Source organism: Nonomuraea sp. NPDC004354, from assembly GCF_053602555.1.
This window is the reverse complement of the sequence record NZ_JBSGDV010000009.1, coordinates 1-15,158: the sequence shown is the minus strand read 5'-3', so window position 1 is coordinate 15,158 and position 15,158 is coordinate 1. Positions and strand designations below refer to the sequence as shown.

Sequence of the window (15,158 nt, the reverse complement as noted above, 5' to 3'; positions counted from 1 at the left end):
GCGGGCTCGGGGCGGGGATGGAACCGAGGCCCCAAGGCGGACGGGGCTGGTTGATGTGTCAGGCAGAGGTGGCCGCGGTAGAGCCGCGCCCATGCAGGAGCTGGCATCTCAGTGGAGGTGCTGGAAGCTGAAACCCCGGGGGCGACATCGCAGTCGTTCGCCCCCGAAGCTGGTCTGTCAGATGGCCGAGATGGCTGGTGTGTGAGATGCCTGAGATTCCTGGTGTGTCAGACGCTCCAGATGGCGGTTGTGTCAGGTATCTGAGATGGCTGGTGTCAGACCACCGGATGGCTGGTGTGTCAGATGCTCGAGATGGCCGGTCTGTCAGACGGAGCTGTCTGCAGGACGGGGCCAGGGGGGCGAGGCAGTCGTTCTGTCCGAGGTGGTTCACGCTGGTCTGATGTGTCAGGCAGAGGTGGCGTCGGTTGGAGCAGCGGACCGGGGTGGGCGGTGTGAGCTAGCCGGCGGTGTTGAGTGCGCGGTTGACCAGGGCGCTGAGCATCTCCTGGACTTCGGTGCTGGTGACGACCTTGAAGAGCAGGGCGGCGAAGCCGCATGCGGCGATGGTGCCGACGGCGTACTCGGCGGTCGACATGCCGCGGTCGCGGCCGAGACGGCTGGCCTGGGCGAGACGGGTGGTCCACAGCCTGTGGACGGCGGCGCGCAGGCGCTGGCTGATCGGGTCGATGGAGAAGGAGAAGGGGTGTCGCATCGTTGCCTCCCAGGGGTCGGGCCGGGCGGTGTCCGGCGCTCGGGGTCAAGGTTCGCTGGGTGGAGGAGGGTCGGGAGGGGCCGAGCGCGGTTCTGTGGATGAAGGGGGACCGCGCGCGGGGGGTTGTGGATGACGGATCCTCAGGGGAGGAGCACGCCGCCGGCGAGCCCCGCGACGACGGGGATGATGCCGAGGAGGACGAAGGCGGGCAGGAAGCACAGCCCCAGAGGGGCGACGGCCTGGACGCCGACCTTCCGCGCGGCGGCCAGTGAAGCGGTGCGGGAGGCTTGACGGGCGTCGTCGGCCAGGCGGGTGAGTACGTCCGCGACGGGCGCGCCGCTCTGTGCCGCGCGGGACATGGTGCGGGCGAGCGGCCCCATGGAGGGCTCGCGGGCCAGTGCCATCCAGGCGGGTTCGGGGTCGGCGCCGAGGCGGAGCTGACCGCTCACCCAGGAGAGGCGCTGTCCGAGCGGCCCGCCGACGGCCGTGGCGGCGGTCTCGGTCGCGGCGCTGACGGGCTGCCCCGCCTGGAGGCAGGCGACCATCAGGTCCGTCGCGAACGGCAGGTCGGCCGTGATCCGCTCCCGGTCTTCGTGGGATCCGCGGGCGGCTTTCCTGTGGATGAGTACGGTGGCCGCTGGGCCGGCCACCAGGCCGGTGATGACTCCTGGGATGCCTCCGACCAGGAGCGCCATGATGACGGCGACGCCGCAGCCGGACAGGACGGCACGACGGTCGGGCCCGCGTCCCGGGGTGGTGGCACGCCCGAACAACCAGTCGGCTGGTGAAGCCCTCTCCTCGCCGTCGAGCGAACCGCCGCGGCGAGCAGATCGCTCGACCGGCGACCGCCCCTCAAGCGAACCGCCAGGCCGACGGAACCAGCCGACCGGCTCCCCACCGTCGAACGAGTCGCCGGGCCGAAGAGACCGCTCGGCCTGCGAGCGCCGCTCCGCGCTCTCGATCGAACCGCCAAGGCGGGGAGTCCGACCGCCCGTTGAACCCCCGTTCCCACCGTCGAGCGAACCGCCAGGGTGGAGAGGGGGCCGGCCGGTCGGCGCATGCCGTTCCCTGAGATCGAGCGGGCCGCCGGGGCGGGCGGACCGTCCGGCCGGCGAGTGCGGCTTCCCGGTGTCGAGGGAAACGCCGGCGTGGGGAGACCAGGCGCCCGGCGAGTGCGGCTTCCCGATACCGAGGGAAACGCCGGCGTGGGGGGACCAGGCGGCCGGCTGGTGCCCGCCGTCGAGCGACGCGGCATGGCGGGGGGACCAGCCGGCCGGTGAGGGCTGCTGGTCGCCGCCGTGAAGCGAGGCGGTGGATCGGAGGGCGTGGAGGCGGTCGGCGGGCGTGCGGGAGGGGAACCACAGCCAGGCCGCCAGGAACGCGCAGACCGTCGCGACGATCACGCGGACTCCGCTCGTGACGCCATCCGCTGCGTCCACCACAGCCCGCAGGCGTCAAGGGCCACCCCGACGGTCAGGCAACCGAGGCCGGGGACGCTGCCGAGCAGGAAGCCCAGCGGGTTCATGCCGAGCGCGGCGCCCATGAGCAGCCCGAGGACCGGGAGGGCGGCGAGCATCCTGGCGGTGGCTCTGGGACCGGCGAGCTGGGCGGACACCTCACCGCGGTGCGCCTGGGCGGCGCGCAAGGAGGTGCCGACCCTGTCGACCGGTCCGGACAGGCCCGCCCCCACGGACACGCTGACCTCCCAACAGGCCGCCAACCGCCGCAGCCCCTCGCCGCCCTGCGTGGGGGCGACCTCGCGGAAGGCCGCCGCCACGTCCCCTCCGTCTCTGGCGGCCGCGGCGAGCGGGTTCAGCGGGTCGGGAAAGTCGACCGCGGCCAGGGCGCGGGTGAGGGCCTCCCCAGCGGTACGGCCCGCGGCCAGCTCGGCGGAGAGGGCCTGGCAGAGCTCGATGGAGGCGACGTGCCACGCCTCGGCGCGGCGGGCGGCCGACGGGCGGTGGACCCTGGCCCAGAGGGACGACGGCCCCGGGCTCGGCGGCCGGACGCCGAGGAGGCGGCTGAGGCGGCGATGGGCCCGGGTGGGGCCGGTCCACAGCCAGAGGGCGAGCGCTCCGCAGAGCGCGGCGGTGAGTGTCATGGGGAGCTTCCGGGGGTGGGGGTTGTGGCTGGTTCAGGGCTTGCGCGGGCTGTGCCCAGGCGGTCGGCGGGCAAGTCGGGGACAGCGTTGCCTCGCTCCGGCAGGCGACAGGTGCTTCCGGAGCGTGAGATGGCAGGCGGGCAGGGCGTGAGGGGCTGATAGATCCCGGATGGTCCCGGGCACTCCGCGCCACGGCTGCGAGATGGCGGGTGGTCAGGTGGGGGCTCGGGTGGTGAGGGCCGGGTAGGCGGGTCCGACGTGCGCGCGTCCGTCCTCGTCGAACGTCAGCGCCGGCTCCGCCTCCACGAACCCCGACGCCCGGCGCGACATCAGGCAGATCTGCGACACCCGGCGCCTCCCGTCGGACCGCCGCCGGGACAGGTGGATCACCACGTCGAGCGCGGCGGCCAGCTGGCTGTGCACCGCCTCGCGGCTGAGCCCCGCCGCGCAGGCCAGCGCCTCGAGCCGGGGCGGTACGTCGGCCGCGGTGTTGGCGTGGAGGGTGCCGCAGCCGCCCTCGTGACCGGTGTTGAGGGCGGCCAGCAGGTCCACCACCTCCGAGCCGCGCACCTCGCCGACGACGAGCCGGTCGGGCCGCATGCGCAGCGCCTGCCGTACGAGGTCGCGCAGGCCGACGCCGCCGGCTCCCTCCAGGTTGGCGGGGCGGGTCTCGAGGCGGACCACGTGGGGGTGGAGGGGGCGCAGTTCGGCGGAGTCCTCCACGAGCAGGAGGCGCTCGCCGTGGTCGGCGAGGGAGAGCAGGGCGCTGAGGAGCGTGGTCTTGCCGGTGCCCGTGCCTCCGGTGACCAGGAACGCCAGCCTGGCCTCAACCACGGCCGACAGGACGGGGACCGCCTCGGGCGCGACGGTGCCCGCGGCGACCAGGTCGGTGAGCGTGAAGGTACGGCGGGGCGGCAGGCGCAGCGACACGCACGTGCCTTCGGCGGCGATCGGCGGCAGGATCGCGTGGAGGCGGACGCCACCGGCCAGGCGAGCGTCGACGTGCGGGGACGCGTCGTCGAGCCGGCGGCCCGCGGCGGCGGCCAGGCGCTGGGCGAGGCGGCGGACCGCGCCGTCGTCGGGGAAGGTGACGGTGGTGCGGCGCAGCCCGCGGCCGTCGTCGACCCAGACCTCGCGCGGCCCGTTGACCAGGACGTCGGTGACGTCGGGCGCGGCCAGCAGCGGTTCGAGCGGCCCGGCCCCGATGAGGTCGGCGCACAGGGCGCGGGCCACGGCCAGGATCTCGGCGTCGCCGTACACGGATTTCTCCGCGCGCAGGGCGACGGCCACCTGGGCGGCGCTCGGCTCGACGCCGGCGCGGGCGAGGCGGACCCTGACCGCCTCGACCAGTTCGCGGGAGACCTCGCCCACGGGCTGCTGACGCGTGGAAGAGCCGGGCGGCCGACGCATGGGAGACACCGCGAGCGGCTGACGCGTGGAAGAGCCCACGAGCGGCTGACGCGTGGACGAGCCCACGGGCGGCTGACGCATCGGAGAGGCCGCAGGGTGGCCGCTCATGCGGCCATGAGGTCGGTGAGGAGCGTGGCGCAGAAGTGGCCGAGCACCGAACGGCCGTCGAGGAGGCTCAGGTCGCCCTTGTTGAGCGCGGTCGCGAGGCGGGGCTGGTCGGCGAGGTGGCCCGCGCACGGCAGGTCGAGGGAGGTGGCCACGACCGCCTCCTCCAGGACCCCGGGCCGCAGCACCATGCCGATCTCGCGGGTGTGCCGCCTGACCTCGCCGAGGACCTGGGCGGCCGCCAGCACGCCGCGCACGTCGGCCGTGACCAGCAGGAAGGTGGCCGTGGCCCGGCTCAGCGCCTCGGCGGCGGCCGGGTCGAGGTGGCGGGGCAGGTCGACGACCACGAGGTCGAAGCCGCGCCCGCCCGCCTCCAGCACCGACCGCATCGCCTCGGCGGGGATGGCGGCGACCTCGCCCCGGTGGAAGGCGAGCACGGTGAGATCGCCGAAGGCGGGCAGCGCGGCCCGCAGCGCCGTGGAGCTCACGCGGCCCTCGCGGGAGACGAAGTCGGCCCAGCGCGCGCCCTGCGCCTCCTCCTGGCCGAGCAGGACGTCGATGCCGCCGCCGAGCGGGTCGGCGTCGACCAGCAGCGTGCGGAGCCTGCGCCGGGCGGCGGTCAGCGCGAGGGAGGCGGCCAGCAGGCTGGCGCCCGAGCCGCCGGTGCCGCCGACGACGCACGCGACGACGCCGGCCCTGGGCGCGGGTTCGAGGGCGTCGGCGAACTCCTCGACCAGCCGCAGCTCGCCTTCGGGCAGCTCGACCACCGCCTGGGCGCCGACGGCGACGCAGCGCCGCCAGCTGTCGGGCTCGCCGGGCTGCCGCGTGGCCAGGAAGACCCTGGGCCTGCGGGGTGGGCCGGTCGTGGCCACGGCGTCGGCGAGGTCGTCGCCGACCACCACGATCGGCGCGTGCGCCCAGAACGGCCGGGCGAGCGCCGGGGCGTGGGCGACGTCGAGCTGGGCGCCCGCCGCGGCGGCGACGCGCACCAGGTCGTCGAGCAGCTCGCGGTCCTCGGTCACGACGAGGGGTCGGGTCATGGCGGCCTCCAGGGCTCCGGAACGGGTGGAGGCACAGCATGGGCGAGGCGGCGGAGGGCGCGCGGAACCGAATGAGATTCTGTGGATAAAAGCGGCGACCCCCGCCGGGGGGGAGAGCGGGGGTCGCCTGACCGGTCCGGCTCCGGGGGGGTAGAGCCGGTCCCGTTTCAGAAGAAAGCTTTCAACACTTAACCAGAGCATGGCAAGAGACTTGCAAAGCAATCCCGTGCACAGTCGCTCCAGTTTCGGGAGATACCCCCGTATGCTGCCCGATCGATGTGAGTTTCGTCGAGGAGCAATCTCCAATTTCCGCTAGTTTTTTTGGCCCGTAGTTGAACGACTACAGACCGCGAGATCACTCTGCGTGATCAAGGGGCCGGGGTAAAGGTCTTGGCGGAAGGGGTTCACATCGGCCCCGATTCGACGTAGAAAGGTGACACGGACGACATGTCCGGGTGCGTCAGCCGGGCACCCACGCGCGACCAGCCGCGGGAGGCGCGTCGAGACGGGCTTGACCCGCTCCGACGAATTCAGGTGCACGCTTGGTAACCCGGTGTGACGCGCCGGCAGACGGCGTCTCAGATGTTGGGACGCCGTCAGCTATGCCCGCTGCATGGCCTCACAGACGGCCATGGTTTCCCTGACTCCCAATGTCACCGCTGCGGCACATTGCCGTACCCATACCGAGACCCCCTCGGCCGTACCCGACAGGTAGGACCTGAGCCCTTCGGCGTAGGGCAGCTCCAGGTGGCCCACCTCGGCGGGCACCAGCGACTTGGGGTCGAGGCCGTACTCCACGAGCGTGAGCCGCTCCGCGGCGCGGGCGACGACCCCGTCGGCCACCCCGAAGGGGCGCAGGACGGCCAGTTCCGCGTGCACGATCGCGGCCAGGACCAGCGCGGGCGCCTTCGACGGGCCGCCGACGAGCGCGGCGAGGGCGGCCATCCTGGTGGCGGTCTCCTCGACGCCCGGCACGGGGCCGAGGCCGAGCGGATCGGGCGCGAAGTCGCCGGAGTCGTGGCGCGGGCGGCCCAGGTCCTCCTGCGCCGCCAGGCCCACGGCGGCGAGCGTGTGCAGCCTCGCCAGCACCTGCCTGGGGGCGCTCCGCCAGGTCGAGCCCAGCCTGCCCAGCTCGGCGGACGCCCTCAGCGCTCCCTGCACGACCGGCGAGGACACCTCTCCCCTGCGCAGCACGTCGAGGGGGACGTCGTCCCCCGACAGCGCCGCCGAGGCCCGCGCGCCGCGCAGAGCCGCCTCGGCCGACACCTCGGGGCTGCGGCGGCGCAGCACGCGGTGCCGGTACAACCGGTCGACGGCCTCGCGCGCCTCTTCGACCGCTTCGGGAACTCCAGGAAGGCCGGCAATGACTGCCAATGGGTCACTCACAGGACCCGACCTTACCGGCGAGTAGTGAGCAATTCGCACGCCCCATTCCATAATTCTGAGATTTCAGGATGACAACGGTTTAATAGCAGTTGTCAGCGGTCCAGGTCAGCGCGAGGCTCTTGGTACAGACCTGTCTAGACCTCTTGTGGTGGCCCTGGGTCGCCTGGTGAAGTGGGACAGCAACACTCAATCTGGCCATATGAAGGAGCATGCAGTGGCCCCGGAGACCCCTGGCACCGAGCCGCAGGCGCTGTCCAACCTGCTACAGGAGAACCGCCGGTTCGCACCACCAGCGGACCTGGCCGCGGCCGCGAACGTGACCGCCGCCGCCTACACAGAGGCGGAGGCCGACCGGCTGGCGTTCTGGGAGAAGGCCGCCGACCGGTTGACCTGGGCCAAGCGCTGGGACACCACGCTGGAGTGGAACGCACCGTTCGCCAAGTGGTTCGTCGGCGGTGAGCTCAACGTCGCCCACAACTGCGTCGACCGGCACGTCGAGGCCGGCAACGGCGACAAGGTCGCCTACTTCTGGGAGGGTGAGCCGGAGGGCGACAGCCGTACCATCACTTATGCCGACCTCCAGCGGGAGGTCAACAAGGCCGCCAACGCCCTCACCGAGCTCGGCGTGACCAAGGGCGACCGGGTGGCCATCTACATGCCCATGATCCCCGAGTTGCCGATCGCGATGCTGGCCTGCGCCCGCCTCGGGGCCGTCCACTCGGTGGTGTTCGGCGGCTTCTCCGCCACCGCGTTGCAGAGCCGGATCGAGGACGCCGACGCCAAGCTGGTCATCACCGCCGACGGCGGCTACCGCCGCGGCGCGCCGTCCGCCCTGAAGCCCACCGTGGACGAGGCCGTCGCCAACACCCCCGGCGTGGAGCACGTGCTGGTGGTCCGCCGCACCGGGCAGGAGGTCGCGACGCAGGAGCGCGACGTGTGGTGGCACGACCTGGTCGAACGGCAGAGCGACCAGCACCAGGCGGAGCCGCACGACGCCGAGGACCCGCTGTACATCCTCTACACCAGCGGCACCACCGGGAAGCCGAAGGGCATCCTGCACACCACCGGCGGCTACCTCACGCAGACCGCCTGGACCCACCACGCCGTCTTCGACCTCAAGCCGGAGACCGACATCTACTGGTGCACCGCCGACATCGGCTGGGTGACCGGACACTCCTACATCGTGTACGGCCCGCTCGCCAACGGCGCGACCAGCGTCATCTACGAGGGCACGCCGGACACCCCGCACCGGGGCCGGTTCTGGGAGATCGTCCAGAAGTACAAGGTGACGATCCTCTACACCGCGCCCACGGCCATCCGCACGTTCATGAAGTGGGGTGACGACATCCCGGCCAAGTTCGACATGTCGTCCCTGCGCGTCCTGGGTTCGGTGGGCGAGCCGATCAACCCCGAGGCCTACGTCTGGTACCGCGAGCACATCGGCGGCGAGCGCTGCCCGGTCGTCGACACCTGGTGGCAGACCGAGACGGGCGCCATCATGATCAGCCCGCTGCCCGGCGTGACCTCCGCCAAGCCGGGTGCCGCGATGCGCCCGCTGCCGGGCGTCACCGCGGACGTCGTCGACGACCAGGGCAACAGCGTCCCGAACGGCGGCGGCGGCTTCCTCGTCGTGCGCGACCCGTGGCCGTCGATGCTCCGCACGATCTGGGGCGACGACCAGCGCTACATCGACACCTACTGGTCGCGGTTCGAGGGCATGTACTTCCCCGGCGACGGCGCGAAGAAGGACGACGACGGCGACCTGTGGCTGCTCGGCCGCGTCGACGACGTCATGCTCGTGTCGGGCCACAACATCTCGACGACCGAGGTGGAGTCGGCGCTGGTGTCGCACCCGAAGGTCGCCGAGGCGGCGGTCGTGGGCGCGACCGACCCGGTGACGGGGCAGGCCATCGTGTCGTTCGTCATCCTGCGCGGGAGCGCCGAGGAGAGCGAGGACATCGCGGCCGACCTGCGCAACCACGTGGCCAAGACGCTCGGCCCCATCGCCAAGCCGCGGCAGATCCTGGTGGTCCCCGAGCTGCCGAAGACGCGGTCCGGCAAGATCATGCGGCGGTTGCTGCGTGACGTCGCGGAGAACCGGAGCATCGGGGACGTCACGACGCTGGCCGACAGCACGGTGATGAACCTGATCTCGGAGAAGCTGCCCAGCGCGAAGTCGGAGGACTGACGCGCGACCCGGGACCCCGGCCACCGTCCCGCAACGGGCGGGGCCGGGGTCTTCCGGTTTCCGCGGGCGCTCGCCTCCGCCCACGGCGTGCGATATGGGTAAAATAGTGCCTTGGTGTGCCGGGAAGTCTGGTCGGCGAATACGACCGATCACACCCGTACGCCAAGGGGGAAGACTGTGCGCCGAGCCGCCGACGTGTGGCCGCTCCGACCGACCGTCCGCTACGCCCGCACCCTCGCCGAGGCGCTGCGCACGGAGACCCTCGGCGGCATCATCATGCTGCTGGCCACCCTCGCCGCCCTGGTCTGGGCGAACGTCGCCTACGACTCCTACGAGGCCCTGCGCACGGCCACCTTCGGCCCGGCCACGCTCCACCTCGACATGGAGCTCTACAGGTGGGCCCAGAACGGCCTGCTGACGATCTTCTTCTTCGTCGCGGGCCTGGAGGTGAAGGAGGAGTTCGTCCACGGCGAGCTCAGCCACCTGCGCAAGGCCGCGCTGCCCATCATCGCCGCGGTGTCGGGCATGATCGTCCCCGCGCTCGTCTACCTGGCGGTGAGCTGGGGCGTGGAGGACGCCGCCCGGGGCTGGGCGATCCCCACCGCCACCGACATCGCCTTCGCCCTCGCGGTGCTCGCCGTGACGGCCAGCGCGATGCCCGCCTCGCTGCGCGCGTTCCTGCTGACCTGCGCGGTCGTCGACGACCTCGGCGCCATCGCGATCATCGCGGTCTTCTACACCGACCACCTCGACGCCGTCATGCTGCTCGCCGGCGTGGCCGCGCTCGCGGTCTACGGCGTCCTGCAGCGCAGGCGCGTCAGAAGCATCTGGGTCTACCTGCCGCTCGCCGTACTGGCCTGGTACTTCATCGAGTCCAGCGGCGTGCACGCGACGGTCGCCGGCGTCGCGCTCGGCCTGCTGACCAGGGTCACGACCGTCAGCGCCGAGGACAGCTCGCCCGCCGAGCGGGCCGACCACTACGTGCGGCCGATCTCGGCGGGTGTCGCGGTGCCGGTCTTCGCGTTCCTGTCGGCCGGTGTACGGCTGGACGCGGACACCGTGAGCATGATCTTCACTGATCGGGTAGTCCTGGGGGTGATGGCGGGACTGGTCATCGGTAAGTTCCTTGGCGTGTTCGGCGGTTCGTGGCTGTCGGTACGGCTGGGCATGGCGAGGCTGTCGGAGGAGCTGCGATGGCGGGACATGGCGGCGGTCTCGTTGCTGGGCGGCATCGGCTTCACGGTGTCGCTGCTGATCGGCGACCTCGCGTTCGGCGCGGACGAGTCACGGGCGGCGGCCGTGACGACGGGGATCCTCGCCGCCAGCCTGGTGGCCTCGGTGCTGGCGGCGACGCTTCTCCACGTCCGGGTGCGCAAGCGTCGCATTGGACTGGATGATGATTGACACGGGCACCTGGCCCCGATAGGAGACGTTCATGCCGCAGACTTCCGACGAAGAATCCCTGGGCGCGCTGGTCGCTCAGGCGACCGACCACATCTCGACGCTGGTCCGCTCGGAGATCGAGCTGGCCAAGGCCGAGCTCAGGTTCGACGCCAAGCGGGTCGGCACGGCCGCCGGTCTGTTCGCCGCTGCGGCCTTCATGGCGCACCTGTGCCTGATCCTGGCCTCGTTCGCGATCGCCTACCTGCTCGTGGAGATCGGCCTGGCGACGTGGCTGGCCTTCGCCATCGTCACGGTGTTCTACCTGCTGGTGGCGGCGCTGCTGGTGTTCATCGGCACCCGCAGGCTGAAGGGCCTGGCCGGGATGCAGCGCACCACCAGGTCGCTGAGGGAGCTGAAGGAGATCGCCACACCAGAGGGCGAGCTGGTGAAACCGGATGCCTGACGAGAGCTTCGTCCAGCTGGACGGGCCGTGGACGCACCGGGCGGTGCACGCGGGCGGCACCCGCTTCCACATCGTGGAGGCGGGCGAGGGCCCGCTCGTGCTGCTGCTGCACGGCTTCCCGCAGTTCTGGTGGACGTGGCGGCACCAGCTGCGGAGCCTGGCGGCGGCGGGCTACCGCGCCGTCGCCGTCGACCTGCGCGGCTACGGCGGCAGCGACAAGCCGCCCCGCGGCTACGACCTGCCCACGCTGGCCGGTGACGCCACCGGCCTGATCCGCGCCCTCGGCGAGACCGGCGCGATCGTGGTCGGCCACGACTGGGGCGGCCTGCTGGCGTGGACGATGGCGGTGACCGACCCCAAGTCCGTGCACCGCCTGGTCGTCGTGGGCGCCCCGCATCCCGTACGGCTGCGCGGCGCGCTGCGCACCGATCCGTTCGGCCAGCTCAAGGCCAGCGGCTACACCCTCGGCTTCCAGCTGCCCTTCCTGCCCGAGCACCGGCTGACCCGTCGTGGGGGCGAGCTCGTGGGCCGGCTGCTCGACGAGTGGTCACGGCCCGGCTGGCCGGAGCCCGAGACCGCCCGCGTCTACCGCGAGGCCTTCGGCATCCCGGCCGTCGCCCACTGCGCGCTGGAGTACCACCGCTGGTTCGGCCGCTCCCAGCTGCGCCCCGACGGCTACCGATACGCCCGCGCCATGCGCGCCGAGATCGAGGCGCCGACGCTGCAGCTGCACGGCGCGCTCGACACCTGCATCCTGCCGCGCACCGCGCATGGCTCCGGCCGTTTCGTCGCCGCGCCCTACCGCTGGCGCCTGGTCGAGGGGGCGGGGCACTTCCCGCACGAGGAGGTGCCCGAGGCGTTCGACGCCGAGCTGCTGGCCTGGCTGAGCGACGGCGAGCCGGGTCGATGAACGCCGGGCCGACGCGGGACCGGGATCCGCAGGGCCGGCCGCGCAACGCGCGACCCCGCGACGAGTACGGCAGGCCGCTGCCGCACGGCGCCCAGGGCGTCGCCCGGGTGCCCGACGACTACGCGCCCACCACCGGCCAGGCGCTCGCCGACGCCCGCGCCTACCTGACGGACGGCCGGCCGTTCCACGCCCACGAGGTCTTCGAGGGCCGCTGGAAGTGCGCTCCCGACCACGAACGCGACCTCTGGCAGGGGCTCGCCCAGATCTGCGTCGGCCTCACCCACCTGCAGCGCGGCAACGGGCGCGGCGCCGTCACCCTGCTGTCCAGGGGCGCGGCCCGCGTCCAGCGGTACGGCGGGCCGTACGACGAGGTGGCCAGGGTCGCGCTGACCCTGGAGGAGGGCAGCGACCCGGCGGCCGCGATCGGCGCCGTGCTGTCCGCGCTCTGATGTCGCGCGCCTGATCGCTAGGCGGGCATGACGCCGAGAATGCGGGAGAGGGTGAAGACGCGCTCGTCGTTCCGCAGGTGACACCAGGCGTGCAGGTAGGGCGGGTCGAGATCGAGCCGGCTGAGCGTGCGCACCGTGCGGCTGCCCGAGGTGGCGACGTACTCGACGGTGATCGCCTGGCCGCCGTCCACCGCGTGGGCGAGCTGCCGCACGTCCGCGTGGGACAGCCGCCGCGCGTACCCGGCGATGATCTCCTCGGTGTCGCTGCCGGAAGCCCCTCCGGGCTCGCCGGCCTCCGGGGCGGCAGGCCGTACGGTGAGCAGCCGGGCGGCCAGCGTCGCGAGGTCGACGGTCTCCTCCTTCCGCGCCGTGCGTGCCCCGGTCTTCCGGGGACGGGCCCGGCCGCCGCTGCCCGGACGCGCCGCGGCCGGGGCGGCGGCGCGGTGGCGCGGGCCCTGTTCGACGCGTACGGTGCCGTCGGCGGTCTCGGCGACGGGGGCGTAACCCTCGGCCCTGAGCGCGGCGAGGGTCGTGTCGAGCGGAGCCCGGCCGACCAGCACCGTCGGCGCCAGCCGCCGCAGGCCGAGCTCGGCGAGCTTGCGGTGGGCGGCGAGCTCGGCCAGGAGGGCGGGATCCTCGCCGTGGATCACGCAGGCGGCGGGGGCGACGCGCATCCGGCCGTGGCGGCGGGCGGTGTCGGCGATCAGGAACGACAGCGGTTGCGGCAGCGGCCCGACCGCTATGGCGGCCAGGTCGGCGGTGATGCCGTCAGGTGTCCGGCCGGCGTCGAGAGCCCGGCGGACGGTGGCCGCGCTGAACCGCCATATCGACGCCGTGCCGCCGGCCTCCCTGTCGGCGACGGAGTCCAGCAGCGCGGTGAGCCGCGCGGAGGGTGTGCCGGTGGCGACGGCGGTGAGGTCGGCACCGATCCGTGCCGTCCCCGTGGCCTCGGGCAGCAGCTCGCGGCAGGCGGCGGTCACCCCTTCGGCGTCGTCGGCCAGCAGGGCGGCGCCGATGGGCGACAGGGCGCCGCGGGCGAGCACGCCGAGCAGCTCCGCCTCGCGGATCACGGTGGCGAACGCCGTCCGGTCCTGCGGCAGCTGGTCGGCGAGCGGACGGTACCAGGCGATCAACGGCCCCAGGTCCTCGGCGCTCTTCACCGCCGTGCCCGCCTGGAGCTGGGCCGCGGCGGTCAACAGCCCGTGCCGGGCCTGCACGCAGCCGTCGCAGCGAGGCGAGCCGGCCAGCGCGGGCAGCGCCTTGCCGTCCGCGTCGCGGGTCTGGGAGGGGGTGAGCGGCAGCGCGCGCCACGCTCGGAGAAGATCCGCGAGCCGGTCCGCGGGCTCCTGCTCCGCCCAGGCGTCGTAGGTGCCGGTCGCCGCGACGTGCTCGCCGTCCCAGACCAGCAGCCCGGCCGCGTGCGCCGTCTCCAGGACGACGCGCACCACGACCTCGTCGCACCGCGCCGCCTTGCCGAGGCGGACCAGCTCACGCGCGCCGACCCCGCCGGACTTCAACCTGGCCGCGGGCGAGGCCGCGCACGCCGACAGGACGGAGGCGGCATGGGCGGTGAACGCCGTGGCCGTGGCCGTAGCCTCCCGATCCACCTCCTGCGAGGTGACGGACACCAGCGCGACGGCGGGCGGCGCGGGCACGAACGGAGCGTGCCAGCCGGGACCGCGCACGGCCAGCGCCACCTCGGCCGGCATGCGGACGGGACCGTACCGGTAGCGGTCCTGGACCAGCAGTCCCCGCTCCAGCGCCCATCGCGCGCCCGGCTCCGGGTCGGCCTCAACGACACCGAACACGATGAACCCGGGCTGTCGCGCGGCGGCGCTCGCCCGGCGCTCGAGCAGTGTCCTGGTCGCCGCCGGTGCCCGCGCGAGCACCGCCGCGATCCGTTCGGGGTCGCCGTGGTGCTCCACCAGGGCGGCCAGCCGCTGCGGTTTGGTGCCCGGAGGTGTGACGCCCAGTGCCACCAGGATGCCGCGCAACGCTTCCGAGGTCGCTCCGGCCAGCAGGTCCGCCACCGGCGCGTCCAGCCCCAACGGGGCGTCCCACGCCTGCCGCAGCGGCGCCGCGATACGCAGCAGCCCGTCGGCGTCCGGCCAGACCATCGCGTGATCGGCCAGCGTCTCCAGCGCCGCGTCCAGCCCCTGCGCGGCCGGTCCGCCCGTCGCGTCCAGCAGGTCCGCCAGGGCCTCGCGCGGGACGGGCCCCAGCGCCGCCAGCGCCTCGGCCACCTGCAGGTGCGGCAGCGCGAGCCGCGGCAGCGCCAACGCCACCGACCCGGGACGCTGCAGGCGGTCCGCCAGTTCGCTCAGCGACCGTGGCTCGGGAGGGGAGGCGGCGTCCGTCCGAGCCGCGAGCACCCGCTCCAGACGCGGGCCGTCGAGACGGTGCAGCCATGCGGTCAGTGTCCTGGGCACTAGGAGCTGTTTCTTAGATCTCCTGACGGTGAGCGCTGGTCTTGTCACTCTTGGCATATGGGTCGTGGTGATCTGACGAACGCCGAGTGGGAACGGCTGGTGCCGTTACTGCCGGCTGGCGGGATGCGTGGCGGTCGGTGGAACGACCACCGGATGGTGATCAACGGGGTGCTCTACCGGGCGCGTACTGGCCTGCCCTGGCGTGATCTGCCCGAGCGGTTCGGGTCGTGGGTGACGGTGTACAAGCGGCATCGCCGCTGGTCGGCTGACGGGACGTGGCAGCGGCTGCTGACCGCGATCCAGGCCGCCGAGGATGCCGCGGGGCGGGTGGACTGGGAGGTGTCGGTGGATTCGACGACTACGCGGGCGCACCAGCACGCGGCCGGCGCGCCGCACAAGGCCCCGCCCGCCCCGCCGGCGTCGCTCTCGGCCGGTGGGCAAAAGGGGGAACTCGCAAGGACAAAGCGGGGCGATCCGGTGCTGGCGAGTCTGGCGGCCCGGCTGGCGGAGGTGGTCAGGCTGGGGAGTGCTTAGGCCGCTCACGTGGCGGGTTCACCACGAAGATCCACCTTGCGGCCGACG

The 15,158-nt window shown here is 73.1% G+C and carries 12 protein-coding genes and 1 pseudogene; 6 read left to right on the top strand and 7 right to left on the bottom strand.

Annotation, left to right across the window (positions count from 1 at the left end; all coding sequences use genetic code 11):
* Nucleotides 1-457: 457 nt before the first annotated feature.
* The 6 genes from ACWENQ_RS24220 to ACWENQ_RS24195 all read right to left on the bottom strand — a co-directional run bounded on the left by ACWENQ_RS24220 (nt 458) and on the right by ACWENQ_RS24195 (nt 6,805).
* A complete protein-coding gene (locus tag ACWENQ_RS24220; RefSeq protein ID WP_449915390.1) occupies nt 458-712 on the bottom strand; it encodes a DUF4244 domain-containing protein in 255 nt (84 codons plus the stop codon).
* A 140-nt stretch (nt 713-852) separates the two neighbouring features.
* The gene (locus ACWENQ_RS24215; protein ID WP_452416287.1) at nt 853-1,485 is read right to left on the bottom strand and encodes a type II secretion system F family protein; all 633 of its coding nucleotides are present in this window, start codon (nt 1,483-1,485) and stop codon (nt 853-855) included.
* A gap of 626 nt (nt 1,486-2,111) precedes the next feature.
* Nucleotides 2,112-2,813 carry a type II secretion system F family protein gene (locus tag ACWENQ_RS24210; RefSeq protein WP_452416286.1) on the bottom strand — a complete coding sequence of 234 codons (702 nt, stop codon included), beginning with the start codon at nt 2,811-2,813 and terminating at the stop codon, nt 2,112-2,114.
* A 213-nt stretch (nt 2,814-3,026) separates the two neighbouring features.
* A complete protein-coding gene (locus ACWENQ_RS24205; RefSeq protein ID WP_452416284.1) occupies nt 3,027-4,223 on the bottom strand; it encodes a TadA family conjugal transfer-associated ATPase in 1,197 nt (398 codons plus the stop codon).
* A 104-nt stretch (nt 4,224-4,327) separates the two neighbouring features.
* Entirely contained in the window at nt 4,328-5,368 is a 1,041-nt protein-coding gene (gene ssd, locus ACWENQ_RS24200) for a septum site-determining protein Ssd (protein WP_452416282.1), read from the bottom strand.
* Nucleotides 5,369-5,968: 600 nt separating this feature from the next.
* Nucleotides 5,969-6,805, bottom strand: coding sequence for an oxidoreductase (locus ACWENQ_RS24195; protein WP_452416281.1), 837 nt, complete (start codon nt 6,803-6,805; stop codon nt 5,969-5,971).
* Between the two features lie 148 nt (nt 6,806-6,953).
* Between ACWENQ_RS24195 and acs the strand changes: the two genes are divergently transcribed.
* The 5 genes from acs to ACWENQ_RS24170 all read left to right on the top strand — a co-directional run bounded on the left by acs (nt 6,954) and on the right by ACWENQ_RS24170 (nt 12,147).
* Nucleotides 6,954-8,942: an acetate--CoA ligase gene (gene acs, locus ACWENQ_RS24190; RefSeq protein WP_452416280.1), complete on the top strand. Its 1,989-nt coding sequence runs from the start codon at nt 6,954-6,956 to the stop codon at nt 8,940-8,942.
* A 177-nt stretch (nt 8,943-9,119) separates the two neighbouring features.
* Nucleotides 9,120-10,346: a Na+/H+ antiporter NhaA gene (gene nhaA, locus ACWENQ_RS24185; protein WP_452416278.1), complete on the top strand. Its 1,227-nt coding sequence runs from the start codon at nt 9,120-9,122 to the stop codon at nt 10,344-10,346.
* Nucleotides 10,347-10,377: 31 nt separating this feature from the next.
* Nucleotides 10,378-10,788, top strand: coding sequence for a phage holin family protein (locus ACWENQ_RS24180; protein ID WP_449915406.1), 411 nt, complete (start codon nt 10,378-10,380; stop codon nt 10,786-10,788).
* Nucleotides 10,781-11,698: an alpha/beta fold hydrolase gene (locus tag ACWENQ_RS24175; protein ID WP_452416277.1), complete on the top strand. Its 918-nt coding sequence runs from the start codon at nt 10,781-10,783 to the stop codon at nt 11,696-11,698. The genes ACWENQ_RS24180 and ACWENQ_RS24175 overlap by 8 nt, the downstream gene beginning before the upstream one ends.
* A complete protein-coding gene (locus ACWENQ_RS24170) occupies nt 11,695-12,147 on the top strand; it encodes a DUF309 domain-containing protein (protein ID WP_452416275.1) in 453 nt (150 codons plus the stop codon). Before ACWENQ_RS24175 ends, ACWENQ_RS24170 begins: the two co-directional genes overlap by 4 nt.
* Nucleotides 12,148-12,164: 17 nt before the next feature.
* Here ACWENQ_RS24170 and ACWENQ_RS24165 read toward each other — a convergent pair whose 3' ends face one another.
* On the bottom strand, nt 12,165-14,576 hold the full coding sequence (locus ACWENQ_RS24165) for a helicase-associated domain-containing protein (RefSeq protein WP_452416272.1): 2,412 nt from the start codon (nt 14,574-14,576) through the stop codon (nt 12,165-12,167).
* 57 nt (nt 14,577-14,633) lie between these two features.
* Here ACWENQ_RS24165 and ACWENQ_RS24160 point away from each other — a divergent pair.
* Nucleotides 14,634-15,158 (top strand): annotated as a pseudogene (locus ACWENQ_RS24160) (IS5 family transposase); the annotation flags it as partial.

What these genes read in the sequence shown, in the direction of transcription:
- acs (WP_452416280.1), top strand. Translation starts at nt 6,954, where the DNA reads ATGAAGGAGCATGCAGTGGCCCCGGAGACCCCTGGCACCGAGCCGCAG.
- ACWENQ_RS24170 (WP_452416275.1), top strand. Translation starts at nt 11,695, where the DNA reads ATGAACGCCGGGCCGACGCGGGACCGGGATCCGCAGGGCCGGCCGCGC.
- ACWENQ_RS24205 (WP_452416284.1), bottom strand. Translation starts at nt 4,223, where the DNA reads ATGCGTCGGCCGCCCGGCTCTTCCACGCGTCAGCAGCCCGTGGGCGAG.
- ACWENQ_RS24195 (WP_452416281.1), bottom strand. Translation starts at nt 6,805, where the DNA reads ATGGAATGGGGCGTGCGAATTGCTCACTACTCGCCGGTAAGGTCGGGT.
- ACWENQ_RS24220 (WP_449915390.1), bottom strand. Translation starts at nt 712, where the DNA reads ATGCGACACCCCTTCTCCTTCTCCATCGACCCGATCAGCCAGCGCCTG.
- ACWENQ_RS24175 (WP_452416277.1), top strand. Translation starts at nt 10,781, where the DNA reads ATGCCTGACGAGAGCTTCGTCCAGCTGGACGGGCCGTGGACGCACCGG.
- ACWENQ_RS24180 (WP_449915406.1), top strand. Translation starts at nt 10,378, where the DNA reads ATGCCGCAGACTTCCGACGAAGAATCCCTGGGCGCGCTGGTCGCTCAG.
- ACWENQ_RS24210 (WP_452416286.1), bottom strand. Translation starts at nt 2,813, where the DNA reads ATGACACTCACCGCCGCGCTCTGCGGAGCGCTCGCCCTCTGGCTGTGG.
- ssd (WP_452416282.1), bottom strand. Translation starts at nt 5,368, where the DNA reads ATGACCCGACCCCTCGTCGTGACCGAGGACCGCGAGCTGCTCGACGAC.